Source organism: Corynebacterium jeikeium (genome assembly GCF_000738175.1).
GTDB classification, from domain to species: domain Bacteria; phylum Actinomycetota; class Actinomycetes; order Mycobacteriales; family Mycobacteriaceae; genus Corynebacterium; species Corynebacterium jeikeium_C.
The window spans coordinates 125855-152241 of record NZ_JFCH01000027.1 but is presented as its reverse complement, the minus strand read 5'-3'; the positions used below and the strand labels follow the sequence as shown (position 1 = coordinate 152241).

At 63.0% G+C, this 26387-nt stretch carries 25 protein-coding genes; 17 read left to right on the top strand and 8 right to left on the bottom strand.

Translation table 11 applies throughout. The features are described from left to right. The first annotated feature begins 221 nt into the window (after nt 1-221). From typA to JQ46_RS04120, 7 genes are all read left to right on the top strand, one after another. Nucleotides 222-2138: a translational GTPase TypA gene (gene typA / locus JQ46_RS04150; RefSeq protein WP_034964386.1), complete on the top strand. Its 1917-nt coding sequence runs from the start codon at nt 222-224 to the stop codon at nt 2136-2138. 83 nt (nt 2139-2221) lie between these two features. Further along, the gene (locus tag JQ46_RS04145; protein ID WP_034985697.1) at nt 2222-3967 is read left to right on the top strand and encodes an ABC transporter family substrate-binding protein; all 1746 of its coding nucleotides are present in this window, start codon (nt 2222-2224) and stop codon (nt 3965-3967) included. 3 nt (nt 3968-3970) lie between these two features. Further along, a complete protein-coding gene (gene mshB / locus JQ46_RS04140; RefSeq protein WP_034985696.1) occupies nt 3971-4981 on the top strand; it encodes an N-acetyl-1-D-myo-inositol-2-amino-2-deoxy-alpha-D-glucopyranoside deacetylase in 1011 nt (336 codons plus the stop codon). Between the two features lie 29 nt (nt 4982-5010). After that, on the top strand, nt 5011-5505 hold the full coding sequence (locus JQ46_RS04135) for a hypothetical protein (RefSeq protein WP_034985694.1): 495 nt from the start codon (nt 5011-5013) through the stop codon (nt 5503-5505). A 69-nt stretch (nt 5506-5574) separates the two neighbouring features. After that, nucleotides 5575-5892 (top strand): ferredoxin, encoded by a 318-nt coding sequence (gene fdxA / locus JQ46_RS04130; RefSeq protein WP_005293116.1) that lies wholly within the window; start codon nt 5575-5577, stop codon nt 5890-5892. A 77-nt stretch (nt 5893-5969) separates the two neighbouring features. Further along, nucleotides 5970-7106 carry a succinyldiaminopimelate transaminase gene (gene dapC / locus JQ46_RS04125; protein WP_034985691.1) on the top strand — a complete coding sequence of 379 codons (1137 nt, stop codon included), beginning with the start codon at nt 5970-5972 and terminating at the stop codon, nt 7104-7106. Between the two features lie 27 nt (nt 7107-7133). Continuing rightward, nucleotides 7134-8051: a pseudouridine synthase gene (locus tag JQ46_RS04120; RefSeq protein WP_237744718.1), complete on the top strand. Its 918-nt coding sequence runs from the start codon at nt 7134-7136 to the stop codon at nt 8049-8051. A gap of 1 nt (nt 8052) precedes the next feature. Here JQ46_RS04120 and dapD read toward each other — a convergent pair whose 3' ends face one another. Next, complete coding sequence (dapD, locus tag JQ46_RS04115) at nt 8053-9084, bottom strand: 2,3,4,5-tetrahydropyridine-2,6-dicarboxylate N-succinyltransferase (RefSeq protein WP_034985679.1); 1032 nt, start codon at nt 9082-9084, stop codon at nt 8053-8055. A gap of 44 nt (nt 9085-9128) precedes the next feature. Then, entirely contained in the window at nt 9129-10559 is a 1431-nt protein-coding gene (locus JQ46_RS04110) for an amino acid permease (RefSeq protein WP_034985878.1), read from the bottom strand. 137 nt (nt 10560-10696) lie between these two features. On the opposite strand from JQ46_RS04110, the gene dapE reads away from it, so the two are divergent. From dapE to JQ46_RS04085, 5 genes are all read left to right on the top strand, one after another. Further along, on the top strand, nt 10697-11851 hold the full coding sequence (dapE, locus tag JQ46_RS04105; protein ID WP_034985676.1) for a succinyl-diaminopimelate desuccinylase: 1155 nt from the start codon (nt 10697-10699) through the stop codon (nt 11849-11851). A gap of 83 nt (nt 11852-11934) precedes the next feature. Beyond that, nucleotides 11935-12828: a TIGR00730 family Rossman fold protein gene (locus JQ46_RS04100; RefSeq protein WP_034985674.1), complete on the top strand. Its 894-nt coding sequence runs from the start codon at nt 11935-11937 to the stop codon at nt 12826-12828. A gap of 50 nt (nt 12829-12878) precedes the next feature. Next, nucleotides 12879-13274 carry a DivIVA domain-containing protein gene (locus tag JQ46_RS04095; RefSeq protein WP_034985672.1) on the top strand — a complete coding sequence of 132 codons (396 nt, stop codon included), beginning with the start codon at nt 12879-12881 and terminating at the stop codon, nt 13272-13274. A 3-nt stretch (nt 13275-13277) separates the two neighbouring features. Beyond that, nucleotides 13278-14756: a leucyl aminopeptidase family protein gene (locus JQ46_RS04090; RefSeq protein ID WP_034985670.1), complete on the top strand. Its 1479-nt coding sequence runs from the start codon at nt 13278-13280 to the stop codon at nt 14754-14756. 124 nt (nt 14757-14880) lie between these two features. Then, a complete protein-coding gene (locus JQ46_RS04085) occupies nt 14881-15756 on the top strand; it encodes a methyltransferase domain-containing protein (RefSeq protein ID WP_034985668.1) in 876 nt (291 codons plus the stop codon). 32 nt (nt 15757-15788) lie between these two features. On the opposite strand, the gene JQ46_RS04080 is transcribed toward JQ46_RS04085, so the two are convergent. After that, nucleotides 15789-17357, bottom strand: a complete 1569-nt coding sequence (locus JQ46_RS04080; protein ID WP_034985666.1) for a GH32 C-terminal domain-containing protein — start codon at nt 17355-17357, stop codon at nt 15789-15791. Nucleotides 17358-17384: 27 nt separating this feature from the next. Continuing rightward, a complete protein-coding gene (gene glgA / locus JQ46_RS04075; protein ID WP_034985663.1) occupies nt 17385-18569 on the bottom strand; it encodes a glycogen synthase in 1185 nt (394 codons plus the stop codon). 146 nt (nt 18570-18715) lie between these two features. Here glgA and glgC point away from each other — a divergent pair, with 146 nt between their 5' ends. After that, entirely contained in the window at nt 18716-19933 is a 1218-nt protein-coding gene (gene glgC, locus JQ46_RS04070) for a glucose-1-phosphate adenylyltransferase (protein WP_034985662.1), read from the top strand. Nucleotides 19934-20032: 99 nt separating this feature from the next. Here the strand turns inward: glgC and JQ46_RS04065 are convergent, their stop codons facing one another. After that, nucleotides 20033-20713 (bottom strand): O-methyltransferase, encoded by a 681-nt coding sequence (locus JQ46_RS04065; protein ID WP_034985661.1) that lies wholly within the window; start codon nt 20711-20713, stop codon nt 20033-20035. Nucleotides 20714-20918: 205 nt separating this feature from the next. Between JQ46_RS04065 and sigE the strand changes: the two genes are divergently transcribed. The 3 genes from sigE (at nt 20919) to tatB (ending at nt 22589) form a co-directional block, all read left to right on the top strand. Then, complete coding sequence (gene sigE / locus JQ46_RS04060; RefSeq protein ID WP_034985658.1) at nt 20919-21503, top strand: RNA polymerase sigma factor SigE; 585 nt, start codon at nt 20919-20921, stop codon at nt 21501-21503. A gap of 93 nt (nt 21504-21596) precedes the next feature. After that, nucleotides 21597-21965, top strand: coding sequence for an anti-sigma factor family protein (locus JQ46_RS04055; protein ID WP_034985657.1), 369 nt, complete (start codon nt 21597-21599; stop codon nt 21963-21965). A gap of 36 nt (nt 21966-22001) precedes the next feature. Continuing rightward, nucleotides 22002-22589, top strand: coding sequence for a Sec-independent protein translocase subunit TatB (gene tatB / locus JQ46_RS04050; protein WP_034985655.1), 588 nt, complete (start codon nt 22002-22004; stop codon nt 22587-22589). A 31-nt stretch (nt 22590-22620) separates the two neighbouring features. On the opposite strand, the gene JQ46_RS04045 is transcribed toward tatB, so the two are convergent. From JQ46_RS04045 to JQ46_RS04035, 3 genes are all read right to left on the bottom strand, one after another. Beyond that, a complete protein-coding gene (locus JQ46_RS04045) occupies nt 22621-23751 on the bottom strand; it encodes an Mrp/NBP35 family ATP-binding protein (protein ID WP_034985654.1) in 1131 nt (376 codons plus the stop codon). 65 nt (nt 23752-23816) lie between these two features. Then, nucleotides 23817-24353 (bottom strand): DUF1003 domain-containing protein, encoded by a 537-nt coding sequence (locus JQ46_RS04040; protein ID WP_034985652.1) that lies wholly within the window; start codon nt 24351-24353, stop codon nt 23817-23819. 7 nt (nt 24354-24360) lie between these two features. Continuing rightward, the gene (locus tag JQ46_RS04035; protein WP_034985651.1) at nt 24361-25677 is read right to left on the bottom strand and encodes a magnesium transporter MgtE N-terminal domain-containing protein; all 1317 of its coding nucleotides are present in this window, start codon (nt 25675-25677) and stop codon (nt 24361-24363) included. Between the two features lie 101 nt (nt 25678-25778). Between JQ46_RS04035 and JQ46_RS04030 the strand changes: the two genes are divergently transcribed. Further along, on the top strand, nt 25779-26378 hold the full coding sequence (locus JQ46_RS04030) for a hypothetical protein (RefSeq protein WP_034985650.1): 600 nt from the start codon (nt 25779-25781) through the stop codon (nt 26376-26378). The last annotated feature ends 9 nt before the right edge of the window (nt 26379-26387 follow it).

Here is a 26387-nt window from a genome sequence, read left to right as displayed (position 1 = left end):
CACATTTGTCACGCAGGTAACGTTCGGTAGGAACCTTTTGTAAACAATAACACCTGTCTGCAAGCTTTTCTCAAGGTTTTGGGAAAAACTTCTTCGCGCCCTATGCGTTATTGTGGAGGACTAAAGGAGTAGGCTGTGAAAGGTTCCCCTGAAGTGCCTACGCTGCACAACTAGCTTGAACTCAAGACTCTAACCACCCAAGTAAAGGAAAGTTCGGATCTGTGTCTTTGACTGAATTCCGCAATGTCGCCATCGTCGCGCACGTCGATCACGGCAAGACCACTCTCGTCGACGCCATGCTGCACCAGTCCGGCGCCTTCTCTTCGCACGGCGAAGTTGAAGAGCGCGTGATGGACTCCGGCGACCTGGAACGGGAAAAGGGCATCACGATCCTGGCGAAGAACACCGCCATCCACCGCAAGGGTCTGGGTAAAGAGGGCAGCGACCTGATCATTAACGTGATCGATACGCCCGGCCACGCCGACTTCGGCGGTGAGGTCGAGCGCGCCCTGTCCATGGTGGACGGTGTGGTTCTTCTTGTTGACGCCTCTGAGGGGCCACTGCCACAGACCCGTTTCGTGCTGGGCAAGGCCCTGGCTGCCAAGATGCCGGTGATCATCTGCGTGAACAAGACCGACCGCCCGGACGCACGCATTGACGAGGTCGTCGAAGAGTCCCAGGATCTGCTGCTGGAGCTGGCCTCCACCCTGGAGGACGACGAGGCTGCAGAGGCCGCCGAGCAGCTGCTGGATCTTCCTGTGCTGTACACCTCCGGCCGCGAGGGCAAGGCCTCCACCGAGAACCCGGGTAACGGTAACGTTCCGGACTCCGAGGACTTGCAGCCGCTGTTCGACGTGCTCTACGACGTTCTGCCGGAGCCTTCCGCAGATGTGGATGGCCCGCTGCAGGCGCACGTCACCAACCTGGACTCCTCCTCCTTCCTGGGCCGCATTGGCCTGGTGCGCATCCACGCTGGCCGGCTGCGTAAGGGCCAGCAGGTCGCCTGGATCCACTACGACGAGGACGGCAAGGAGCACGTCAAGACCGCCAAGGTGGCCGAGCTACTGCGCACCGAGGGTGTGACCCGCGTGCCGGCCGAGGAGATGATTGCAGGCGACATCGCCGCTATCTCCGGCATCGAGGACATCATGATTGGCGATACTCTGGCCGATCCTGAAAACCCGGTCGCCCTCCCGCGCATCACCGTCGACGAGCCCGCAATCTCCATGACCATCGGCGTGAACACATCTCCGATGGCAGGCCGCGGCGGCGGCGACAAGCTGACTGCCCGTATGGTCAAGGCCCGCCTGGACCAGGAGCTGATCGGTAACGTCTCCCTGCGCGTGCTGCCCACCGAACGCCCGGATGCCTGGGAGGTGCAGGGCCGTGGCGAGATGGCTCTGTCCGTGCTGGTGGAGACCATGCGCCGTGAAGGCTTCGAGCTGACCGTCGGTAAGCCACAGGTGGTTACCCGCACCATCGACGGCACGGTTCACGAGCCCTACGAAAACCTGATCATCGACGTGCCGGAGGAGCACCTCGGCGCCGTCACCCAGCTGCTGGCCGCCCGCAAGGGTCGCATGGAGTCCATGGACAACACCGGCACCGGCTGGATCCGCATGAAGTTCATCGTCCCGGCCCGCGGCCTGATCGGCTTCCGCACCGTCTTCATGACCGAAACTCGCGGCACCGGCATCGCCAACAGCTACTCCGCTGGCTACGAGCCGTGGGCGGGCGAGATCAAGGGTCGCGCCTCCGGCTCCCTGGTTGCCGACCGCTCCGGCCAGATCACCGCCTACGCGCTGATCCAGCTGGCGGACCGCGGCACCTTCTTCGTCGAGCCGGGCGCAGAGGCCTACGAAGGCATGGTCGTCGGCGCGAACAACCGCGACGAGGACATGGACATCAACATCACCAAGGAAAAGAAGCTGACCAACATGCGTTCGGCAACCGCGGACGCGACGGTGACCTTGGCCAAGGCTCGCACCCTCACCTTGGAAGAGGCCATGGAGTTCTGTGGCTTCGACGAGTGCGTTGAGGTGACCCCAGAGGTCATCCGAGTGCGCAAGGTAACCCTGAACGCCACCGATCGCGCCCGCGCCCGTTCCCGCGAGAAGCAGCGCAATAAAAACTCCTAAAGTTGCCCTTGTTCCCGCTCTTTCCACTGTCTAGCTCGCCGACGCGCCGTTCCTCCGGCGCGCGCCGTCGCGGTTTTTGGAGTGTGACGCCCACCGCTGCGACCGCCCTGACATCGGCGACACTCGCCTTAACGCTGGCCGCCTGCCAGGCGAATCCGGGCGAGGCTCCGACGGTGGAGGACCCTTCCGCCTCCACCGAAACCCAGCAGCCACAGCCGGTTGACGAGAGCCTGCGGGAGATCACGGTGGGCGTGGATCGCTTCACCGGCAACCTCAATCCGCACCTGGTGGGCAATCGCAACCCAGTCGTGGCGGCAGTAGCCGATCTGACCCTGCCGAGTGTCTACACAGATGGCTCGATGGGGGAGAACCTCAACGATGATCTGATCAGCGAGGTCAAGCCAAACGACCGGGAGAATCCGACGGAAGTGGTCTATACCCTGCAGCCGGAGGCGCAGTGGTCCGATGGCACGCCCATCACTATCTCCGACTTCCAATACCTGCATAAAGCGATTGTGGACGAGCCCCTCGCAGAGGCGAAGGGGCTGTACCGCCACATCACCTCCATCGAGCCGGAGAAGAAGGAAAAGAGCTTCAAAGTTACCTTCGATAAGCCGCTGAACAACTGGAAGCGACTGTTCGCACACCTTTTGCCCAGCCATATTTATCGGGCGGAGGGGCGTAGCTTCGACACGATGATGGACGGGGGATCCGTCGCGTCTGCGGGGCAGTTCTCCGTGAAGTCTGTGGACGAGGGGCGCGGCCTGCTGGAACTGCAGCGCAACGACCGTTACTGGGGTTCGAAGGCGGCCAAGACCGACATCATCCGCTTCACCGCCGTGCCTAACGAATCCACAGGTGCGCAGATGATGCGCACCGAGCAGATCCAGATGTACATGACGCACCGTTCGGCCACCACCGACCTGGCTCTTAACCAGCTGCCCTACACGCAGATGCGCAACACCGCTCGGGGAGTGCAGTTGAACCTGCAGCTCAACCAGGCCAGCCCGATCTTCTCTGACCAGGAAACCCGCCGCCGGGTTCTGGGAGCGATCAACGCGGAGCGAATAGCGCGGATCGTCTCCCAGGATCCCGAGGTGGAGGCCCCGCGCTGGAATGTCATCCCGAAGACCGCCGCGGAGATGCCTCGTGACCTGCAGTCCGACCAACGCCCAGACGGCATCGTCATCGGCGCGGTCACTGATGATCAGGTGGCGGTGGATGCTGCCCGCTCCGTCGTGGACCAGCTGCTGCACGCCGGAATTCCCGCCACCGTTCGCACTGGCAAGGCGGGGGAGATTCTCGGTTCGGCTGTGGAGCAGGGAGAAGTCGACGGCGTGGTGACGTGGCAACGCAGCCCGCAGGCCACCTTCGACTATGTGGAACAGTACGGTTGCACTACCGCTCCCGAAGAGGAAGACTCCGCGGAGCCGTCTGGCGACGCAGACTCGAAGGACCCGGCTGAGGGTAGCGACAGCGGGGACGAAGGGGCGTCACACCCCAAAACCCCAAAGGGCGGCAACCTCAGCGGTACCTGCGACCGCGACCTGGAAGAACGCCTCAACAAGCTCAGCGAAGGCCGCGCCGACCTCAACGACGAGCGAGAGAAGCTGGACGAGCGGATCGCGGAGATCTCCACGGTGTTGCCGATACTGTCCGACCGCTTCACCGTGGTGACATCGGACAGGCTCAACGGGCCGACCCCGGGGCTGGAAGACTGGCCGCTGGATAACAGCAGCTCGGTGCTGATCTCGGCGCCACGGTGGACCTTAAGCCCCATCGAGGAAAACAAACGCAACGCCGCAGAAAACGCCCTCCAGGAGGATTAACCCGTGACCAGCACCCGCGCCGAAACACAGAAAATCACCGTGATGGCGGTGCATGCGCACCCGGACGACGAAACCTTGTGGACGGGGCTGGCGCTGGCAAAGGCGCGGCGGCTGGGGCACGACGTTGCCGTGGTCACCTGCACCCTCGGCGAGGAAGGCGAGGTAATCGGGGAGAAGTACCAAGCTCTTGTGGACGCCCAGCAGTACGAGCACGGCACGGGAATGCTCGGTGGTTACCGCATTGCGGAACTGCAGCGGGCGCTCAATGCGCTGGGGGTTCAGCACGGGCCGAACCTTCTGGGCGGCTGCGGTGCCTGGCGGGATTCGGGCATGGAGGGCAGTGAGTCCATCCGCCATCCGCGGGCTTTTGCGCGCGAGACAGAGGCAGGGCAGGGCCTGCTGGATACGCAGGTAGAGCAGCTGATCCAGCAGATTCAGCGCATTCGGCCGGAGGTGATCCTGACGTATGCCGCTGACGGTGGCTACGGGCACCCGGACCACAAGCAGGCGCACCGCATCGTGCACGAGGCCGTGCGGCGGCTGAGTAGTGTGGCTGCGGCTGCTGACGGAGCGGGCGCAGATGTATTCGTCCCCAGCCAGGTGCTGTGGTGCGTGACGGAGGAAGAGAAGTTCGCCGAGGGGATGCAGGGCCTCGAGGAGGACCCGGCGGCCGTGCCCGAAGGCTGGACCTTGCCTGCCGCAGGGGAGATCGCGACCGTGCCCTCTGTGGAGGTCGATCTGGTGATTCACGGAACCGCAGAGGACGTGGCAGCCAAGCAGGCCGCCATGCGTGCCCACGCCACCCAGATTTGGGTGGCTGATGGCACGGCCTCGGACGTCAATGACCAGGTGCGGGACTCTAACCCGCCGGCCCCCACAGCAACCACCCTGTTCTGCCTGTCGAACCTTATTACGCAGCCGCTGCTGAACAGCGAAAGCTATCGCCTGGGCTGGACGGCCCCCGGCGTGCCCGAGGATTTCTTCGCCCGCGCGCTGGGGGAAAAGCTGGTCTGAGACGGCGGGACATTTAGGCCCCACACCGCGTGGCCTTGGAGGTCCTACGGGGTAGGGCACTAGGATGGTTCGACGTGAACGCGAAGAAAGACGAGCCCAACTGGGGCCACCCCACCAAGAGTCAGGCACGCCAGGACACAACGCGCGCTGAGCGCATTTCCGGCATCGTCTGGCTCTCCATCGGCGCGCTGTTCGGGCTGTTCATCAGCGTTTTATACATCGGCTCGCGCATTACGGTGGGGGACACACTTGTACCGCTGCCGTGGACCATCTTGTTTGCGTTCTTCTTCAACCGCGCGGTGACGAAAACCGCGCTTCTGTGGACCGATAACAAGCTCATCGCGGGCATTCCCGCGCTCGTGTGGCTGGCCGGCTATCTGCTGGCCGTGATGTGGCCGGAGCTGCCTTTCGGTGAGGCGACGTTAATGCCGCAGACCGTGTGGTCTATGCTGCTGTTTGTGGTCGGTATGGCAGCAGCCGCGTGGCCGCTTCGCCCTCAGTTTTCACTGGAACCGCTGAAGTGACAGAATAGAAGCTCAAAGAGAGCTCTGTGGAGTATGACGAACTTTCCAGAAAGGGTAGGTATTTAGACGATGACCTACACGATTGCGCAGCCCTGTGTAGACGTATTGGACCGCGCTTGCGTAGAAGAGTGCCCCGTTGACTGCATCTACGAGGGTAAGCGCATGCTGTACATCCACCCGGACGAGTGCGTGGACTGCGGCGCCTGCGAGCCGGTCTGCCCGGTTGAGGCCATCTTCTACGAGGATGACGTGCCGGACGAGTGGGAAGAGTACAACGACGCGAACGCCGCGTTCTTCGACGATCTGGGTTCCCCGGGCGGCGCCGCCAAGCTGGGGCCGCAGGACTTCGACGCGGAGCTGATCGCCAACCTGCCGCCGCAGAATTAACTGCTTTTTCTTTATTGACGCCCACACTTGTACCGGCTAGCGCCGGCCGCACAAAGCAGGCGGTATAAAGTACAAGCATGACCTTCAAGCGCACCAAAGTAGCCGACCGACTGCCCGACTTCCCGTGGGACTCGCTTGCCGAGGCTAAGGCCAAGGCAACGAGTCACCCAGATGGGATTGTGGATTTGTCGGTCGGCACTCCTGTAGATCCGGTCTCCCCGGCCATTCAGCTGGCGCTGACGGAGTCCGCCGCGGAGCCAGGCTACCCGCAGACGAAGGGCACCCCGGAGCTGCGTGAGGCCATCGTGGGGGCGCTGGAGCGCCGCTTCCAGGTGCGGGGGCTGGATGCCGATACCCAGGTGCTACCGGTGATCGGCACCAAGGAGGCCATCGCGTGGATGCCCACCCTGCTGGGGATCGGGGCGGGGCACACGGTGGTGATCCCGGAGCTGGCTTATCCGACCTACGAGGTCTCCGCCCGCCTGGCCGGAGCCGACGTGCTGCGCAGCGATTCGCTGCTGAAGCTGGGGCCGCAGACCCCGGCGCTGATCTACCTGAACTCCCCGGCGAACCCGCACGGCCAGGTGCTGGGCGTGGATCATCTGCGCAAATTCGTGGAGTTCGCCCGGGAACGCGGCACCATCATCGTCTCCGACGAGTGCTACCTGGGCCTGGGTTGGAGCGAGGAGCGCCCTGTGTCGATCTTGGATCCGGAGGTGTGTGGGGGAGACTTCACCAACCTAATTGCGGTGCACTCGCTGTCGAAGACCTCCAACCTGGCCTCTTATCGCGCCGGCTGGCTGGCCGGCGACGACGAGCTGATCCAGGAGCTGCTAGGCATCCGCCGCCACGCGGGCTTGATGAACCCCGGCCCCATACAGTCCGCCATGGTGGCCGCATTGGTGGAGGATGGCCACGAGATTCTGCAGAAGCAGCTGTACCGCCACCGTCGCGACCTGCTGAAGGCAGCCCTGCTGCAGGCTGGCTTCGACATCGAATACTCCGACGGTGGCCTGTACCTGTGGGCCACACAGGGCCGCGACGGTCGCGAAACTGTCGCCGAGCTGGCCGATAAGGGCATCCTCGTTGCCCCGGGCGATTTCTACGGTCCGAAGGGCAAAGAGTTCGTTCGCGTGGGTCTCACCGCCACCGACGAGCGGATCGAGGCTGCTGTCCGCCGCTTGACCGGCGAAGATCCCGCAGCCGCCCAGTAAAGGGAGCTCTGAGCCCCCATCCCGGCCTTGCAACGCTGGCGCCCGCCGCCGCGCCATGGCGTATCCGCCGTTAAAGCCATGCTGAGTGGCTGTGTTCCCGACGATGGCCGCACCTACCTGGCCGCCGCTGCGGGCGATTCACCCTATGAACCCGGCACGTTGCTGGCTCCGGGGCTCGTTCTTTCGGGTCGGACGCCCACATGGGTCTATCCCGACTTTCCAGAAGAACCGGCAGAGCTGTTGGAGGCGGACATTCCTGTGTTGTACTCCGGCTCGGATGCCGTGGTGGTGGATAAGCCACATGGCTTGCCGTCTACGCCCAACGGTAGGCTGCTGCGTGCTACCGCGCAGTCTCTGATGCGAGTACGTTTGCAGGAGCCCGAATTGGTGGCAGCCCATCGGCTGGACCGGGACACTCGCGGCCTGCTGGTGCTCGCGCGTAACCCGGTTACCCGTGGGTTCCTGCAGACCCAATTCCAGCGCCGCGAAGTCTCTAAGACTTATCAAGCACTGGCCGCGGACATCCCGGAGATCGGGTCACAGTGGCTGGAGGTGCAGCTGCCGATGCTGAAGATCAAGGACGATCCGCAGGTGAAGGTGGTGGACGGGGAACGGTCACGGCTGACCGTCACGCGCATTCGGAAGCTGGCCAGCCGTGCCGGTGCGGAGGCCAGACCCGTGGAAGCTACACGCGCGGGCACTCCCACCGCCGTGTACGAACTACAACCTCTAACGGGGTACACGCACCAGCTGCGGGTACTGATGAATCACCTGGGCGCTCCCATCTACGGCGATGACACGTACCCGGAATACCGTCCCGGTGCGGGCGCGTTGCGCTTGCGTGCCGTCGCTATTGAGTTGGCACTGGTGGCGTCATTAAAAAACAGGCAGCGCATCGAAATTGAGCGCTGCCTGGAAGACCCGTGGGCCCAGTGGGGGAGCTGACCTAGTTGGCGTGCAGAGCCTCGTTGAGTTCGACGGCGGAGGCGTTTGCGACGGCCTCGACCGCGCCGGAGATGGAATTGCGGCGGAATAGGAGCCCGCTGGCGCCCGAAAGCTCGGAGGCCTTGACGGATGCGCCTGCCTGCTTACCCAACTGCTTGGCCACCTCGTCGGTGAGGGTCACCTTGGTGCCGAAGGTGATGTACAGGCCGGCCTCGACCGTAACGTCATCGCCCAGGGAAATGCCCACGCCGGAGTTCGCGCCCAATAGGCAACGCTCGCCGATGGAGATGACCTCCTTGCCACCGCCGGACAGAGTGCCCATGACGGAAGCGCCGCCGCCGATGTCGGAGCCGTCGCCCACGACCACGCCACCAGAGATGCGACCCTCGACCATGGAGGAGCCCAGCGTGCCCGCGTTGAAGTTGATGAAGCCCTCGTGCATAACAGTTGTGCCCTCAGCCAAGTGGGCGCCCAGGCGCACGCGGTCCGCATCGCCGATACGCACGCCGGTGGGAACCACGTAATCCACCATGCGCGGGAACTTATCCACGCTGTAGACCGTCACCGGGCCGCGCTCGGCCTGCAGGCGGGCGCGGACAGACTCGAAACCGGGGACGGCGCACGGGCCGTGGTTCGTCCACACAACGTTGCTAAGCAGGCCGAACAGGCCATCCAGGTTGCAGCCGTGGGGCTGGATCTTGCGGCCGGAGATCAGGTGCAGGCGCAGGTAGGCGTCGTACGCATCGGCGGGCGGAGCGTCCAAATCGGCGATGGTAGTGGTCACCGCTACGCGGCGAGTGCCGCGGAACTCGTCCTTGCCAGCCAGATTGACCAGGGGACGGAAGGGTTCAGGGGCGGAGGCGGTGGCGTCAGAAAGATCGAGCACCTGCGTGCCCGCCTCGGTGGAATCGGCGGTGCCAGATTCAGTGGCACGGGCATCAGCTGTGCCGAGGTCGAACTCGAAGAACCAGGTGTCCAGCACATCGCCGGAATCGGTCAGAGTGGCAAATCCATTTCCATAAGCAGAAGTCATGGTTGCCGATCCTACATATGTGTTTGTACCTATGCGGTGGAGTTTTAGTTTGCCGCAGCAGTGCCGGCGGTGTCAGCGCTGTCATCGGCCTCCTGCGGTCCCTGCGTTTTCTGCAGCACCAGACCGATCACACTCAGGACCACAAAGGCGATGGTGACGGTGAGGACCTGCAAGCGAGCGCCGTCGTCGAAGAGCATCAGGACCGTCAGGGCGATCAGCGCCAGGAAGGTTAGCCAGGACAGCACAGGGTAGCCCACCATACGCACGGTCAGGCTGCCGTCACGTTCGAAGGTGGGGCGTAGCTTGATCTGTGCTAACACGATAACCATCCAAATGACCAGCAGGGTGCCGCCGACGGCGTTAAACAGGATGTTGATCAGGTTCTCTGGGCCCCACACTTGCAGCGCCACGGAGACGAAAGCGAAGAACAGAGAGCACCATACGGCGCGGTAGGGCACTTTCTGGGCATTTGTCTTACCGAACCATCGCGGCACGTTACGCTCCTGGGAGAAGCTGTACATCAGGCGGCTCGTCGCATAGATCTGTGCGTTGAAAGCGGATAGCAGCGCCAGGACGATCACGGCCTCCATAATCTCCACGATGCCCGGGATCTGGGCGAGAGCCAGGATGCGGGTGAACGGAGACTCCTCAGCGGACTCGGCCTCCCCCAGGGTTTCGAAGGGCAGTAAGGCGGAGATCAGGAAGACACTGCCCAGATAGAACACGGAAATGCGCCAAATGACGGCGCGCACCGCGGCGGCAATCGAGTTCGCCGGATCCTTCGATTCCGCGGCGGCGATCGTTACGATCTCGATACCACCGAAGGCGAAGGCCACGGCCAGCAGGCCTACTGCCATGCCAGAAATGCCGTTGGGGGCGAAGTCGGAGAAATGGCTCAAGCCAGGGGAATCATAGTTGGGGAACAGCCCCAGCAGCAGTCCCGTGCCGATAACCAAGAAAACGATGATGACGGCCACCTTAATGAAGGCAAACCAGTACTCGAACTCGCCAAAGCCGCGGACACCAGCCAAGTTCACGATGGTGAACAGCACCACGCACACCAGGCCGGGGATCCAACCTTCCACGCCGAACCACGCGCCCATGATCGCTCCCGCGCCGGTAATCTCGGCCCCCATCACCATGATCAGCATGAACCAGTACAGCCAGCCCAGAGCAAAGCCATTCCAGCGGCCGAAAGCCATCTGGCCGTAGGTGGCGAAGGTACCGGAGGCTGGGCGAGCGGCGGCGAGCTCACCCAGCATCTGCATGACGGCGATCACCACAATGCCGGCGACAATGTAGGAAAGCAGCACGGCCGGGCCTGCAGCCTGGATGCCCACGCCCGTGCCGAGGAAAAGACCAGCGCCAATGGCCGAGCCCAAGCCCATCATGGTTAGGTGCCGGGTCTCTAGGCCGTGCCCCAGCTGGTTAGAGGTGCCTTCCGCGGCACCTGAATCGGAGTTTCGAGTCTTCATACCGAAAATTAGAACACAACCGCACTTGCTAAAAGCCAGCATGGGTACTTTTAGCCCCTGTGGCGGGTAGTTTTCACCCCGCAAACCACCTGCCCGCCCCCGACGGTAGGTAGTGGGCTCGTCTAGGATCGCAAGCAATGAGTACTGCAGAAACTTCAGAATCTTCCAAAACTTCAGCGCCTTCCATCGACCTTCTAGCCGGCGCGGTGCCCCTGACTCGCCAACTTGTTGACATCTACAGCGAGTCGCACCACGAGCAGGAGATCGCCGACGCTGTCGAACCGGCCCTCCGAGCCATCGAGAACGTGGAGGTCACGCGCCGGGGCAACACCCTGGTTGCCCGCACCCAACGCGGCCTTCAGGATCGGGTGGTTCTGGCGGGCCACCTGGATACGGTGCCGCCGGCGGATAACCTGCCCTCGCGTCTGGGGCCGGATCCGGAGACGGGAGAGCAGACCATCTTCGGTCTCGGTTCTGTGGACATGAAATCAGGTGCCGCCTGCTATGCGCATGCCTTCGCCACCCTGGCCAACTCCCCGGATCTGGCCTGTGATCTGACGCTGGTTCTCTACGAGGGCGAGGAAGTAGCCACCAAGTACAACGGCCTGAACCACCTGGTGCAGTCCGACCCCGACCTGCTGGACGGTGACCTGGCGCTGCTGGGCGAACCTTCCGGGGCAATAATCGAGGCTGGCTGCCAGGGAACCATTCGCGTGAAGGTCACCGCCCTGGGCGCCCGCGCGCACTCGGCCCGCAGCTGGCTCGGCCACAATGCACTCCACGATCTGGCTCGTGTGTTGGTGCGTGTGGCGGATTACGAGCCGCAGGACGTGGAGATCGACGGGCTGACCTACAAGGAGGGCCTCAACGCGGTCGTGGCCGAGTCCGGCGTGGCCACCAACACCATTCCCGACGAGGCCTGGGCTTTTATCAACTTCCGCTACGCGCCGAACCGCAGCGTGGACGAGGCTCTGGCGCACCTATATGAGGTGCTGCAGGTCGGCACGCCCGATAGCCCTGCCGAAGGTTTTTCTGTTTTTCTTGATGACGCCGCAGCCGCAGCCGCCCCAGGTTTGAACCAACCCTTTGCGGCGAAGCTGGTGGAGGCCACCGGAGGGCGGGTGCGCCCGAAGTACGGCTGGACCGACGTGGCCCGTTTCACCGAGCTGGGCATCCCCGCTGTGAACTTCGGTCCCGGCGACCCGGGCCTGTGTCACACGAAAGACGAGCGCTGTCCGGTGGCACAGATCGAAGAGGTTAGCCGCCAGTTGATTCAGTTTCTCTCTCGCTGACGAGCGCCACGAGCCCGCAACCAGTAGCGTGAGAAGCATAAAGAAGTATAAAGATCGACCAGACATTTAAGGCACACTTACGCATGACTACCAGCGAGAACAACCGAGACTTCCGGCTTCGTGGACCGATGCTGCTGCGCGGCAAGAAGCACAGCCAGAAGCAGAAGTCCACTACGGACCAGCGCCTGCTGGGGGAGCAGGCCAGCATTGATTGGTTGCACACTGACCCGTGGCGCGTGATGCGCATCCAGTCCGAATTCGTCGATGGGTTCGGCGCGCTGGCGAAAATCCCGAAGGCGATCACTGTATTCGGTTCCGCGCGGGTGAAGCCCGGCCACGAGTACTACGAGAAGGGGCTGGAACTGGGGCGGCTGATCCACGAAGCCGGCTACGCGACGATCACCGGCGGCGGGCCGGGGCTGATGGAAGCCCCGAACCGTGGCGCGCAGGAGTCCGGTGGCATGTCCATTGGGCTGGGCATCGAGCTGCCCATGGAACAAGGCATGAACCAGTGGGTGGATCTGGGGCTGAACTTCCGCTACTTCTTCGTGCGCAAGACCATGTTCCTGAAGTACTCGCAGGCATTCATCTGCCTGCCCGGCGGCTACGGCACCCTGGATGAGCTATTCGAAGCACTAGTGATGGTGCAGACGGAAAAGATCCGCAGATTCCCGATAATCCTGATCGGCAAAGAGTTCTGGGGAGGGCTGGTCGACTGGATCCACGATCGACTGGTCGAGGAAGGCATGATCTCCCCGGAGGACGTGGACCTGTTCCACGTCACTGACGACCCGGCTGAGGCTGTGCAGATCTGCGTGGACGCACACGATAGCCACGTGCGGAAGTTGAAGATCCGCCAGGAGGAGCTGGCGCTGGAGCAAGAGCGGATTGATGCAGAACTGGAGCGCTTCGGCGACGAGGCGGAGCTGGCGGAGGGGGCGACGGGGAAGCCGACGAAGGGGCTAGGAACCAAGTAGACCCCCTACAAGCCGCCGAAACGAGCCCGTGAGGCGGTAGATTAATAGGTATGTTTTGGTTGTTGTCTCTCGTCGGAGCGTTCCTAGTCGGCGCGCTCCTGGTTTATCTACTCGGTACTGTGTTCGGCCGCGGTGAGGCGCTGCCGCCCGTGACCGCGGGGAACGCAAAGCTACAGCACTGGGAGAATCTCGAGAGCAGCCGGCTGACCGCCGAGGGGATCCGGGACATCGGATTCTCCCTGGAGATTCGCGGTTACAACCAAGCTGAAGTGGACTTTTACATCGACCGCCTCGCCGGGCGCATCAAGGAGCTGGAGCAGCAAGTAGATAGCGTGACCAACGATGTAGAAGACCACGCTGCAGAAGCCCACGCTGCGGATACAGAAACCACTGAAACAAACACCGTCGAAACCGACGTCGCAGACCCTCGTGAACAGGAGCGTTAAGCAATGGCACCGATCCCAAGCATTCCCCAGAAAGTGACCCGTGTGACGATCGGCCCGCGCGCGGAGGGCTCCGAGATCATTGAAACCCAGGTGAAGGTTGCGCCTGGCGCGAACGCCCCGGGCGAGGTTGAGCTGGATGCCGCCGGCCAGTTTGTGGCATGGGTGCCGACCGAGCCGAGCCGCCCGCTGGACCTCAGCGACGGCCAAGAGTTCCTGGAAGACGGCTGGCGGGGCGCTGGCGCCCGGCTAGTGCGCCGCATCGGCAAGGTCGTCGACGGCCACCCCGTGCGCGCGAAGAAGCACATTGTGCAGGTGCACCTGCCGGAGGAGTTCACCCCCGCCAACGTCCGCTCCCTGGTCATCGGTTTGATCGTCGGCAACCACAGCTTCGTCACCACCAATAAGCGCAAGCCCGCCCGTGTGCGCGATGTTCATATCGTGCTGCCGGAAGGCTACGAATTCAACGGCTTTGACACTGCTGACTATGTGGCCGCGGTGAAGGAGGGCAAGGCCTTGGGAAGGGCGACCTGCCTGTCCCGCGATCTGGCGAATGCGCCTGCCAATGTGAAGTCCCCGGAGTGGCTGGCCACCCGGGCCAAGAAGGCCGTGGAGGACCTGGACGGCGTGAAGGTGCGCCTGCGCGACGCGGGATGGCTCAAGGATAAGGGCTTCGGTGGCATTTTGGCCGTCGGCGGGGGTTCCTCCCGACCACCGATGCTGATCGAGCTGGTGTGGGACCCGGAGAAGGTGGATCAGCGCCGTCGCCGTCGCACTGCTGTGCTGGTGGGCAAAGGCGTGACCTTCGATACGGGCGGCATCAGCGTGAAGCCGGCTGCGGGCATGGACACCATGCGTACCGATATGACCGGCGGGGCCAGTGTTATCGCCGCCTTCCGTGCTTTGGCCGAGCAGCAGGTGCCGCGCAAGGTTGTGGCACTGATTCCGACGGCGGAGAACATGATCGATGGAAAGTCTTACCGCCCCGGCGATGTGGTGGAACACTACGGCGGGCTGACCTCCGAAGTGACGAACACCGATGCCGAGGGGCGCATGATCCTGGCCGATGCGGTGAGCTATGGAGCGAAGAAGTACAAGCCCGCCGCCGTGGTGACCGTAGCGACGCTGACGGGGGCCGCCAAGGTGGCGCTGGGCCTGCGCACCGGTGCTGTGTTCTCCGATAACTGGGGTGCGGGCGTCAAGCTCGCCCGTCGCGGCGCTATCGTAGGCGAGCGCTGGTGGCCGATGCCGATGCAGGACTACCTGGAGGAAAACGTAACCTCCAAGATCGCCGACGTGCGCCAGACCCCGAAGGGGCCGGGTGCGACCACCGCGGCAATGTTCCTGCGCCGTTTCACCCGTGGCGTACCGCTGATCCACCTGGATATCGCCGGCCCGGGGCGCGCGGAATCCACCTACGACGAAGTCACACCGGTGGGTACGGGCTTCGGCGCGCGCACGCTGGTGCAGTGGTTGATGCACTAGACCACCCGCGGCTACACGCCTGCCCGATATACATTTCGGGCGGTGGACGGTTTACGATGGGGTGGTCGTTTATTAGCTCCCGCCCGCGGGAGACTCGCAAAATTTTTTAGGAAGGAATCTGTTCGTGCTTGCAGATGTCATTGACCTCCTTGCCGATCCCGTAGACGGTTCGCGCTTGAGCGCCGGTGATGACGAGTGGCGCACTCTGGTTTCCGAATCCGGCCACAGCTATGACGTCGCGCGGCAGGGGTACGTGACTCTGGCGGGAGGCTCCGGCCTGCGTTACTCGGGCGACGATGCGTCGATGATTGACGCTCGCGAGACCTTCCTGTCCGGCGGGCATTTCGCCCCCTTCGTGGAGGCCGTGACCGCCAACGTTGAGAATGTGCTGGATGACGGCAACGTTGCTGCCGAGCACGCCCCGTCCATCGTGGAGATCGGCGCTGGTACGGGTTACTACCTAGCGCACACCCTCGACACGATTGAGCGCTCCCGCGGCGTAGGCATCGATGTGTCTACTGCAGCGGCGAAGCGCCTGGCCACGTCGCACTCTCGGGTGGGGGCCGTTGTGGCCGACGCTTGGTCGCGCCTACCGATTCTTTCGGAAAGTGTTGACGCCATCATGGTTGTCTTCGCACCGCGTAATGCGGCAGAGTTCGCCCGCATCCTTACGCCGGAGGGACAGGTGGTTGTCCTGACCGCGGAAGTCGGTCACCTGGGTGAGCTGCGTGAGCCGCTGGGAATTCTGGATGTGGAGGAAGGCAAGGTGGAGCGGATGATCAACCAGGCATCCGGCCACCTGGTGCCGGTGGGGGATCCGGAGCACATCGAGTTCCCGATGCAACTGGATCAGGCTTCCATTGCCGCGCAGATCGGCATGAGCCCCTCGGCGCGCCACATCCACCCGGACGTCTTGCAGGAGCGTATCGCCGCGCTGCCGGAGACCATGGAGGTCACGGCTCGCGCAGCCATCACGCGCCTGGCGAAAGCTAACCGCTAGAGCCGCGCTAGCCTCGCGCTAGCGAGCGGTCGCTAGTCCTCCTCGTCGAGGATCCCCTCGGCCACGTCGCGGTCCGCGATGAGGGCCTCAGCCATGTAACGCTCCTGCTCTTCCGGAGAGGTCAGGCCAGCCTGCATACGCATGAGGTGCCGGCCGGCGGTCTGCATGGACGAGATGATCTTTGCTCCACCTGTAGCGCGCACGTCGATGTCGGAGATCTGCGAGTGCGCCGGAATAGCGCTGGTCAGCGTCACGGCGCCGCCGTCGGCGAAAATCTCACACACCGGGCCGTCGAGGAAGATCGTCAGCGTATCCGAATCCGCATCCTTCAACGGAGCGGTGCGCGTGTCCACGCCCAGGCGGGTGATGGAGACGGAGTCGTCGGTGTAGCTGATGGTTGCGATGACCTGCCCGGAATCGTCCGTCACGTCGACGTCGACACTGCCCTGGGTGGCGTCCAGCTGAGCGGTCCAGAGGAATGCGTAGTCCGAGAATGTGCGCACGGCGGTTGGGGCGCCGACGATGTCCTGGAAAAGTTCGCCGTCCACCAGCGTGAGGTATCGCGGTGCTGACAGGCAGTTCGCCCACTGCCCCTCCAGCGAAGGGTGGGCGCCCACCAGGCCGAACATTACCGGAGTGGTGTGGTCAATCACGCGGGGGCGCGTGAAGTCGTGGCCAAAGTCGATGACGGTGTAGGGGCTGGTCAGGCTGAACGACGTGCCACTGAGGTTGCCGACGATGTACCCCGCGACCTCATCGGATTCCCCAGCGTCGCCGGGGAAGGTCACGAACAGGACATCGCGGCGAACGGAAGATTCGGCGTCCACCATAGAAACAATGCGCGGCGCGAACGGGCGGCCGGGGCGCAGGGCGGCCTCGGCCGGCAGCTCGATGGGCCCCAGAACGCGCCAGTGCTGGCGGTCGGCGGAGCGTAGGACGACGATCTGCGCATCCTTGTCGCCGTTGAGGGAGAGTGCGACCATCAGCCATTCCTCGTCCGGGTTGGCGGGATCCTCGTGGCGAATAACGCTGGGGGTCACCAGGTTTTCTACGGGGAAGGCAGAATCGTCGATGTCGATGGGGCCCAGGCGGCGGACGTGGGGGTCCGGCAGGCTCGGATCGTCCGAAACCTCCGTGGCCTCCATCAGGTTCGGGATCTCCGCGCGTTCGATGGTGAAGGTGCGCGGCCCACGCTGACCATGGGGGATGTCCGCAGCCAGAGCCTGGTCTGCGGATGCCTCATCCGTGGCGCGGGTGGTGACGAAGAACAGCTCAGCTCCCAGCCCCATCGGAACCGCCGCGCCGGCGAGGACGTCCACCTCGGCGCTGTTGGAGACATTGTTGCCGGCATCTTGAGCAGCACCATCTGGCGCGGGAAGTCCCTGGTTCGGAACTACGACGTCGTCGCAGATGTCCCAGTCGTACGTCGCCTCCGAGGCCACCTGGTGTGCCCAGCGCGACCCCTCGGCAGCGCGGGGGCGGAACTGGTGGAAAACATGCAGGGCGTGGCCTGTGAAGACGGCGCCTGCGGGGGCTTCCAGCACCCCCGTTTCTGCGGTGACGTGCAGTTCCGGGCGGTGCTTATGGGAGGAAGAGTGCATGCTCCCATTCATACCAGCGGATTCTGTTTAAAGCAGAGACCTGTAAACGTCCACGGTCTGCTCGGCGATGGTGGCCCAACTGAAGGTCGTTACCGCGCGCTGGCGACCGGCCTCGCCGAAGGCTCGCACCTTCTGCTGATCCGCCACGAGCGCATTCGTCGCTTCGGCCAAGCCACGCTCAAATGTCTCGGCGTCGTTCTCGTCGTAGTGAACCAGGGTGCCAGTTTCTCCATCTACGACAACCTCAGGAATGCCGCCCACGTCAGAGGCCACAACGGCCGTGCCACACGCCATGGCCTCCAGGTTAACGATGCCCAGCGGCTCGTAGATGGAAGGGCACAGGAACGCATCGGAGGCCGACAGAATCTCCTGCAGGTTCGGCTTGTCCATCATTTCCTTCACCCAGTACACGCCGTCGCGCTCTGCCTGCAGCTGCTCAACAAGCGCGGTGACCTCGGCCTCGATTTCCGGGGTATCCGGCGCGCCGGCGCACAGCACAACCTGGATCTCTGGGTCGAGGTGCGCGACCGCCTTGAGCAGGTGGGGCACGCCCTTTTGTCGCGTGATGCGTCCGACGAAGGAGACGATGGGGCGATTGGGGTCGACGCCCAGTTCCGTGAGTACGGATCGATTGCCAGCCTCCACGGCCGCTTCGAAGGTTGGGCGGGGTTGCCACAGCTCGGAGTCAATGCCGTTGAGCACGACGTGGATGCGATCCGGATCGATGGCCGGGTATGCGTCGAGAATGGATTCCTTCATCTTCGCGGACACGGCGATGACGGCATCCGCGTTCTCCATCGCGTTCTTCTCCGACCAGGAGGAGACGTCGTATCCGCCGCCGAGCTGCTCGCGCTTCCACGGTCGGTGCGGCTCCAGGGAGTGAGCAGTGGCCACGTGAGGGATGCCGTTCAGCAGGCCGCCTACATGGCCTCCCAGGCCGGTGTACCAGGTGTGGGAGTGGACAACCTCGGCGTCGCCCAGAGAGTTCGCCATGCGCAGCCCTGTGGAAAGGGTCTTGATGGAACCGTTGGCCTCGCTGAGCTCTGGATCTACGCCGTGGACGTAGACATCCTGCTCCTCGCGCGGCCCGCCCATGCAGTGCACGTCCACGTGCTCGAGCTTCCGCATGTAACGAACCAACTCGGTGACGTGCACGCCGGCACCACCGTAGATCTCTGGGGGATATTCCTTTGTCAGCATGGCGATACGCATGCCTCCAGATTAACCGCGCGGGGCGCTGCGTGTCCTGGCAAGCAAATGGGCTGCTCATCACGGGTGACTAATTAGGGGGCACCGGGTGGTTACCCGATTGGCTGCTTGGCAAGCAAAAGTAAAGCTGTGTCGCTAGGTTGGAAAGTGTGAAGAGCAGATCAAACGTCCTGTCCATTGTCCTTGCCGGTGGCGAGGGGAAGCGCCTTTACCCTTTCACCGCTGACCGCGCTAAGCCCGCCGTTCCCTTCGGCGGTAACTATCGCCTGATCGACTTCGTGCTATCTAACCTGGTCAACGCCGGTTACTACAAGATCTGCGTGTTGACTCAGTACAAGTCGCACTCCCTTGACCGCCACATCTCCCAGTCGTGGCAGCTGTCCGGCCTGACCGGCCAATACATCACCCCGGTCCCGGCACAGCAGCGACTCGGCAAGCGCTGGTTCACCGGTTCTGCGGACGCAATTCTGCAGTCCCTCAACCTGGTGTACGACGAGCAGCCGGATTACATCATCGTGTTCGGTGCGGATCACGTCTACCGCATGGACCCGGAGCAGATGGTGCAGGAGCACATCAACAGCGGCGCTGGAGTGACCGTCGCTGGTCTGCGCGTTCCGCGTCACGAAGCAACGGCGTTCGGCGTAATCCAGGCGGACGATAACAACAAGATCGAGCAGTTCCTGGAGAAGCCTGCGGAGCCGCCGAGCGTGCCGGACGACCCAGAGGTCTCCTTTGCCTCCATGGGTAACTACGTCTTCACCGCACAGACGCTGATCGACACGCTGAAGGAGGACTCCGAGGACGAGAACTCCAACCACGACATGGGCGGCGACATCATCCCGCGCCTGGTCGACCGCGGGGAGGCATACGTCTACGACTTCTCCCACAACTACGTGCCGGGTGAGACTGAGCGCGACAAGGGCTATTGGCGCGATGTGGGTACCGTTGATGCGTTCTACGAGGCTCACATGGACCTGATCAGCGTGCACCCGGTGTTTAACCTGTACAACCAGCAGTGGCCGATCCACACCGCGGAGACGGGTAACCTCCCGCCCGCGAAATTCGTCAAGGGCGGCATTGCTCAGTCCTCGATGGTTTCGGCGGGTTGCATTATTTCCGCCGGCACAGTGCGTAACTCCGTTCTGAGCGAGAACGTGATTGTGGAAGAGGGCGCCTCTGTCGAAGGCTGCGTGATCATGCCGGGCGTACGCATCGGCCGTGGAGCAGTCGTGCGCCACGCGATCATCGACAAGAACGTTCAGGTTTCCGCAGGCGAGATTATCGGCGTGGACCGCGCTCGGGATCAAGATCGCTTCACCATTTCCAAGGGCGGCGTGGTCTGCATCGGCAAGAACGTGGTCGTCTAGCGCTGTTTTCTAACGCGGTCGTAAAAAGCGAACCGCACCTGGAAGAACTGTACCGGGAAGAATCCCCGCACCCTTCAGATTGGGCGCGGGGATTTCTTGTTAGCTGGTCTTGGTGATCAGCGTTGCACCGGCGCCGAGGGGGAGGCGGGCGACCTTGGCGTTGTCCAGCTCGCGGAAGAACTGATCTGCTTCGCGGGCGCGCACGGTCTGGCGGTCGGTGTGGCTTTCGTCGCCGACTAGTCCGTCCATCAGACTGTCCAGCAGGATCAGCACGCCACCTGTGCGCAGAGCGGGGAGCGTGGATTCCACGATGGCCGTGAACTCTTCCGTGGCTGCTTCTGCGACCGCGATGTCGTAGCTATCGGTTGCCAGTCGGCGAATGACGTCCAGCGGTGCGCTGGGGAGGAAGCGGAAGGTATTCGGGCGCTGGCCTGCGTTGGCGAAAGCCTGCTTGGCCAGCTGCTGGTGCTGCACCTCCGGCTCAATGCACGTTAGGTGGCCTTCCACCTGTGCTGCGTTCAGTCCCTTAAACAGGTGCAGGCCAATCACACCGCTGGCGGGGGAAACGATAATGCCGGTGGGGGTGTGCCCCTGGGCAGCGGCGTTCGCGCCAGCGCGGGTGGCGATGAACTCCAAGAACTCGGCAGTCATCGCATCGGGGGTGAGCAGACCAAACTCTTCTGCTGCCTCTACGGCGGCGGTGGTCACCTCGTCCGGCTCGGTGGTCGCCCGGACGTACTCACGGATGGCCTCAATGGGGGAAGATGATGCAGCATTCACGCCTTCACACGATAGGGCAGGAATGCGCCGATGTTGAGCTTGCCCTCGGCATGTCAGACGGTGGCGTCAAAAATAGAAAAGAGAGTAAACACAAGTGACCGAAGTGACGAGCTTTCTTTGCTCCCCAGATAGGGGTAAAATCCTCACAGGAAACTGCCAGGTGAGCAGCACAACTTTTTGAGGACGATTAGCCATAATTACGGCCATGAACGCAGACCAGAACCCCGTTCCGCGAACCACCGCCGAATTCGACGCAGGAACAGGTGAACTTCCGACCTGGGGGGAACTGGTCGAAGAGCACGCCGACAGTGTGTACCGCCTGGCCTACCGGCTAGCGGGTAACCAGCAAGACGCAGAAGACCTCACGCAGGATACGTTCATGCGTGTCTTCCGCAGCCTGAAGAGCTACCAGCCGGGCACCTTTGAAGGGTGGCTGCACCGCATCACCACCAACCTGTTCCTCGACATGGTTCGCCGCCGCGCGAAGATCCGCATGGAGGCGCTGCCGGAGGATTACGACCTCATCGAAGGCGGCATCGCCGACCCCGCAGCCACGTTCGAGCTCAACAACCTCGACCCGGCACTGGAGCAGGCGCTGGATCAGCTGGCCCCGGAATACCGCGTGGCAGTCGTGCTGTGTGATGGGCTGGGCATGAGCTACGACGAGATTTCTCAGACGCTTGGCATCAAGATGGGCACCGTGCGCTCCCGCATTCACCGCGCCCGCGCGCAGCTTCGGGGTAACCTGGAGCGTAACCAAGGCGAACTGGTTTTCACCGGCCAGGCCTAGGCCGGTTCAGGTCTGGCTTAGCTGCTACTGGTAGCTAAGAAACATAGAGCGTAACCGCAACTGGGACATGCAGAAAGGCAGGTAGGACGGCACGTGACATCTTTCGTAGAGAATTTTCCGGGGGAGCTGTCCGTAGACCACCTGTCCACCGAAGCCATCGCCGCGCTGGTTGATGGGGAGCTATCCCGCCGTGCCGAACACCGCGCAAAGATCCACCTGGTGCACTGCGAAACCTGCCGTGCGGAGGTGCGCGCTCAACGCAGTGCAGCGCACCGTCTGCGTGAGCACGCCTCCGCGGTGCACACCCCCGGCGGGCTAATGGAAAAGCTGCAGCGCATTCCGGACGAGTGCGACGAAGTCGAGACCCCGCACCGCTTCTCTGTCGATGGTTGCCGCCGCCCCGAAACTCTCGTCGACCGTGTCGATCTATTGCTGCGAAAGCTCCCCTTCCGTGGGAAGTAAAGTGAAAGTCTCCGCGGAGTAGGTTAGGTTAGACAGGTGTTTTCCAATGTAGGTTGGGGCGAAGTCCTCGTACTCTTGATCGTTGGGCTGTTCCTGATCGGCCCGGAGCGCTTGCCGGGGCTGATCAAGGAAGCCCGCGCGATGTTGCTGGCGGTGCGCAAGGCCGTATCTCAGGCGAAGGAGCAGATCGACGGAGAGCTGGGGGAGGACTTCCGAGAGTTTTCCAAGCCGCTGCAGGAGCTCAACTCGGTGCGCCAGATGGGCGCGAAGGGCTTCATCACCAAGACGCTTCTGGATGACGACGATAGCTTCCTGACCTCCTTCAACGAAACGAAGCAGGACGTGAAGGACACCGTCGATACGGTGCGCAAGCCGAACCTGCGCGAATCCCTCAAAGCCGATAAGAACAAGGCCTCTGCGCAGTCCCAACCCACCCCGGCCAGTGGTAGCGCGGACAACGGCGGCATTGCCGTGACTCAGCAATCCAACGCAGGCGAGTCCCGCTCTGGCCTCGATTCCCCAGTCGCCGATGCCGCCGAGCAGTTGACGGGTGACGCGGGGAACGCGGATGCTGCTAAAGAAAAGCCCTCCGCACCCGGTTACGGGTGGGAGGACGTGACCTAGGCCCTTTGCTTAGGCGCTGTGCCTGATTCGTCTATTTCTTTGTGACGCCGAGGTTCAGCGACTTACCTGCCAGTGAACTACGGCGCACCGCTAGCTGATCGGCGATTCCACCGAAGGCGATGGTGGCCGGCGAGTTCGGCTCGGACAGCACGATTGGGTTGCCCAGGTCGCCACCGACGCGCAGGTTCGGATCCAGCGGGATCTGGCCCATCAGCGGCACCTTAGCGCCAGTGATCTGGGACAGGCGGTCGGCGACGAACTGACCGCCACCGGAGCCGAAGACCTCCATGCGGGAGCCGTCCGGCATGTCCATCCAGCTCATGTTCTCGATCACGCCGCCGATGCGCTGGCGGGTCTGCTGGGAGATCGAGCCGGCGCGCTCCGCAACCTCTGCGGCGGCGGCCTGCGGAGTGGTGACGATAAGCAGCTCGGCATTCGGCACCAGCTGTGCCACCGAGATCGCCACGTCGCCGGTGCCCGGCGGCAGGTCCAGCAGCAGGATGTCCAGGTCGCCCCAGAAAACATCTGCCAGGAACTGCTGGATCGCACGGTGCAGCATCGGGCCACGCCACACGACGGGGGAGTTATCGCCGATGAAGTGGCCGATGGAGATCAGCTTCACGCCGTGCGCCTGCAGCGGCATGATCATCTCGTCCACCTGGTGCGGCTTGTCCGTGGAGCCCATGAGGCCGGGGACGGAGTGGCCGTAGATGTCAGCGTCGATTACGCCGACCTTAAGGCCGCGCTTCTGCAGCGCGACAGCCAGGTTCACGGTGACGCTGGACTTGCCCACGCCGCCCTTACCGGAGGCGACTGCAAATACTCGAGTGGTGGAATCGGCCTGGGCGAAGGGAATCACCGGGTCGGCCGAGTCTCCCCGCACCATCTGGCGGATATTGCGGCGCTGCTCGTCGCTCATCACGTCGGTGGTGACCGTGACGTTTTCCACGCCTTCGACAGAAGCCGCGGCCTCGCGCGTTTTTTCCGTCAGGTGGTTTTTCATCGGGCAGCCGGCGATCGTCAGGTAGATCTCCACGGCGACATCACTACCGTTGATGTCGATGGACTTCACCATTCCGAGATCCGTGATCGTGCGGTTTAGTTCAGGATCCTCTACGCGGGATAGCGCGCTGCGTACAGCGGATTCAGTGACTTGGGACATGATGGGTTTCAGTCTATCGAACGACTGGCGAGACGTTAATTTGGCCTCGCCTGCGGGCGCACGGGTTAGTCCTCGCGCGCATCCCCGCGGGCTTCTTCATCACGGCGGGAGTCGTCGATCTTGTCGTCGATGCGTTGCAGAATGTCGTTGAGCTCCTCCAGCTCGCGGCGCAGGTAATCGCGCGTGACGGTTTCGCCCACCGCAATGCGCACGCTGGCGACCTCGCGGGCCAGGAACTCCGTATCGGCCTTGGTTTCCGCGGCGCGGCGACGGTCCTCATCCAAGCTGACGCGGTCGCGGTCATCCTGGCGGTTTTGTGCCAACAGAATCAGCGGCGCGGCGTAAGCCGCCTGGGTGGAGAAGGCGAGGTTCAGCAGGATGAACGGGTAGGGATCCCAGTTCCACCACATGCCGCCCAGGTTCAGGGCGATCCAGGCGACCACGATGATGGTCTGATAGAAGAGGTACTTGCCGGTTCCCAGGAAGCGGGCGATGTTCTCGGCAACGCGGCCTACACCATCGCCATCCAGGTTGAATTTCTTTTTCTGGCGCGTGGCATCGGTTGGTGTATCGAGATCCGCGCGGGAAAACTTGCGAGCCATGGTGTGCCTATACCTCCTTCACATCTGGCGTTGCTGGCGTGTTCGGCGCTGCAGTCGTTGCCGGAGAATCTACACGCCAGTCTTCCTCACGCCAGTCCTCCGGCAGCATGTGGTCCAGCAGGTCATCGACGCTCACGGCTCCCAGCAGGTGCTGGTCGTGGTCCAGCACTGGGCCGCACACCAGGTTGTATGTCGCAAAGTAGCGCGCCGCGGTCTCCTGACTATCTTCGGCGAACAACGCCGGCAGCTCCAGATCCAGGATGCCGCCGATCAGGGAGGACGGGGGTTCGCGCAGCAACTTCTGTAGGTGGACACAGCCCAGATACTTGCCTGTCGGGGTGGCTTGGGGAGGCCGTACAACAAAGATTAGGGAAGACAGGGAAGTCGGCAGCTCTGGATTGCGCGCGTGGGCGAGAGCTTCGGCGACGGTGGCTTGGGGCGTCAAAATGATCGGCTCGGGCGTCATCAACGCACCCACAGTTTCGGGCGAGAAGTCCATGAGACGACGGACGGGCTCCGACTCCTCGGGATCCATCAGCTCCAGCAGGACGTCCGAGGTGTCCTCCGGCAGCTCGGCCAGAATATCGGCGGCATCGTCCGGATCCATCTCCTCCAGGACGTCCGCAGCGCGTTCGATGTTCAGATGTTCAAGAATCTCCGCCTGATCGTCGTCCGGCATCTCGGCCAGCACATCCGCCAGACGCTCATCGTCCAGCTCGGAAGCGATCTTGTTGCGTCGCGCATCGTCCATCTCCACCAGGGCGTTCGCCACGTCGGCGTTGCGCATCTGCTGGAACGAGGCGATCAGCTCCGCATCCTGGTTCACCGCGCCCGTGCCCGAGGCGTGGAGACCCTGGATGTGCTCGATCGGGATGACGTCGATTGACGTCTTGCGGCCCAAACGGCTTCGCTGAGTCACGGCCAGATTGCGGATCTTCCACTCGCGGCGACGGCTGCGAGTGAGCTCCACGTCCGTGATCTCCACGACCTTGCCATGCAGCTCCTCGTGCCCTGGATCGTCCGTGTGCACCTTCGAACCGATGAGGTCCTCGAAGATCGTCAGCTCTGCAGAGCGAGACTTAAAGGGGCGCAGGTTCACCGAACTGGACGTGGTGGTGATGTCCGTGCCGGTGATTGTTGCGATGCGGAGCATCGGGAGGAAAATCTTGCGCTTATTCGCAATCTCCACCACTAAGCCCAGGGCAGTCGCATTGTCGCCGTGGATGGTGATGACGACATCGCGGACACGGCCGACGGACTCGCCATCCGGCCCCAGCACAACAAGGCCGGCCAAACGTCCTGCATAAACACGACTAGTACTCATGGGTACTTAGGTTACTTCATAGCCACCACGGGGTAGAATGTGGCGAGTTAGTAGGCGCGTGGATAGCGTACGGCGAACAAAGGGGCAAGATAGAGATGCGAATGCTGGGCGGGCGAAACGTGGCGTCAATAATCGCGACAGCAACCTGCCTGGCAGCCATCGGCGGCCTGACGGCCTGTGCTGAAGAACAGCCCGAGCCCTTCCTGATTGGGGTGCCGGAGAAGCCAGTGGGCGATGCACCGATGCCCGAGCGCTACGCCGATGCTTTCGCGCGCTACCTGGTGCGGGAGCTCAACGGTGAGGATCGTAAGGGAGAGCGCCAGCCTGTACCGGCGGACCTGCGAGTACGGCAGCTACGCACCGGGGAAATTAACGTTACCTTCGGCTGTACGGGCGAACTGCTGGAACTGCTGGACCGCAACCGGGCAATGGAACTGCGGCAGGAACTGAAGAAGGCCCACAGCGGGGAAGATGGCAGTGGGGAAGAGGTGGATGAGAAGTACCTCGTCTACGACGAGCTGCTGAGCTCCCTTCCGCAGGAGGTTGGAGCGACTTTGCCCGGGGTAGCCACCCCCTGCTCGGATAGTTCGCTACCGCAAAACGCAGTGGTGCTGTACGCGAAGCGGGTGGTCGGGCGCGATGAAATCCGACAGTTGAACTCCGTTACGCAGGGGACGTCGATGGAGATGCTCGGGGCCTAGGAGCAGCCG

Excerpts from the sequence above, each read along its gene's own strand:
- fdxA (WP_005293116.1), top strand. The coding sequence starts at position 5,575 with ATGACCTACACGATTGCGCAGCCCTGTGTAGACGTATTGGACCGCGCT.
- JQ46_RS04080 (WP_034985666.1), bottom strand. The coding sequence starts at position 17,357 with ATGCACTCTTCCTCCCATAAGCACCGCCCGGAACTGCACGTCACCGCA.
- JQ46_RS04045 (WP_034985654.1), bottom strand. The coding sequence starts at position 23,751 with ATGTCCCAAGTCACTGAATCCGCTGTACGCAGCGCGCTATCCCGCGTA.
- dapD (WP_034985679.1), bottom strand. The coding sequence starts at position 9,084 with ATGACTTCTGCTTATGGAAATGGATTTGCCACTCTGACCGATTCCGGC.
- JQ46_RS04030 (WP_034985650.1), top strand. The coding sequence starts at position 25,779 with ATGCTGGGCGGGCGAAACGTGGCGTCAATAATCGCGACAGCAACCTGC.
- dapE (WP_034985676.1), top strand. The coding sequence starts at position 10,697 with ATGAGTACTGCAGAAACTTCAGAATCTTCCAAAACTTCAGCGCCTTCC.
- JQ46_RS04110 (WP_034985878.1), bottom strand. The coding sequence starts at position 10,559 with ATGAAGACTCGAAACTCCGATTCAGGTGCCGCGGAAGGCACCTCTAAC.
- dapC (WP_034985691.1), top strand. The coding sequence starts at position 5,970 with ATGACCTTCAAGCGCACCAAAGTAGCCGACCGACTGCCCGACTTCCCG.
- glgA (WP_034985663.1), bottom strand. The coding sequence starts at position 18,569 with ATGCGTATCGCCATGCTGACAAAGGAATATCCCCCAGAGATCTACGGT.
- JQ46_RS04090 (WP_034985670.1), top strand. The coding sequence starts at position 13,278 with ATGGCACCGATCCCAAGCATTCCCCAGAAAGTGACCCGTGTGACGATC.
- JQ46_RS04040 (WP_034985652.1), bottom strand. The coding sequence starts at position 24,353 with ATGGCTCGCAAGTTTTCCCGCGCGGATCTCGATACACCAACCGATGCC.
- sigE (WP_034985658.1), top strand. The coding sequence starts at position 20,919 with ATGAACGCAGACCAGAACCCCGTTCCGCGAACCACCGCCGAATTCGAC.
- JQ46_RS04095 (WP_034985672.1), top strand. The coding sequence starts at position 12,879 with ATGTTTTGGTTGTTGTCTCTCGTCGGAGCGTTCCTAGTCGGCGCGCTC.
- JQ46_RS04100 (WP_034985674.1), top strand. The coding sequence starts at position 11,935 with ATGACTACCAGCGAGAACAACCGAGACTTCCGGCTTCGTGGACCGATG.
- JQ46_RS04035 (WP_034985651.1), bottom strand. The coding sequence starts at position 25,677 with ATGAGTACTAGTCGTGTTTATGCAGGACGTTTGGCCGGCCTTGTTGTG.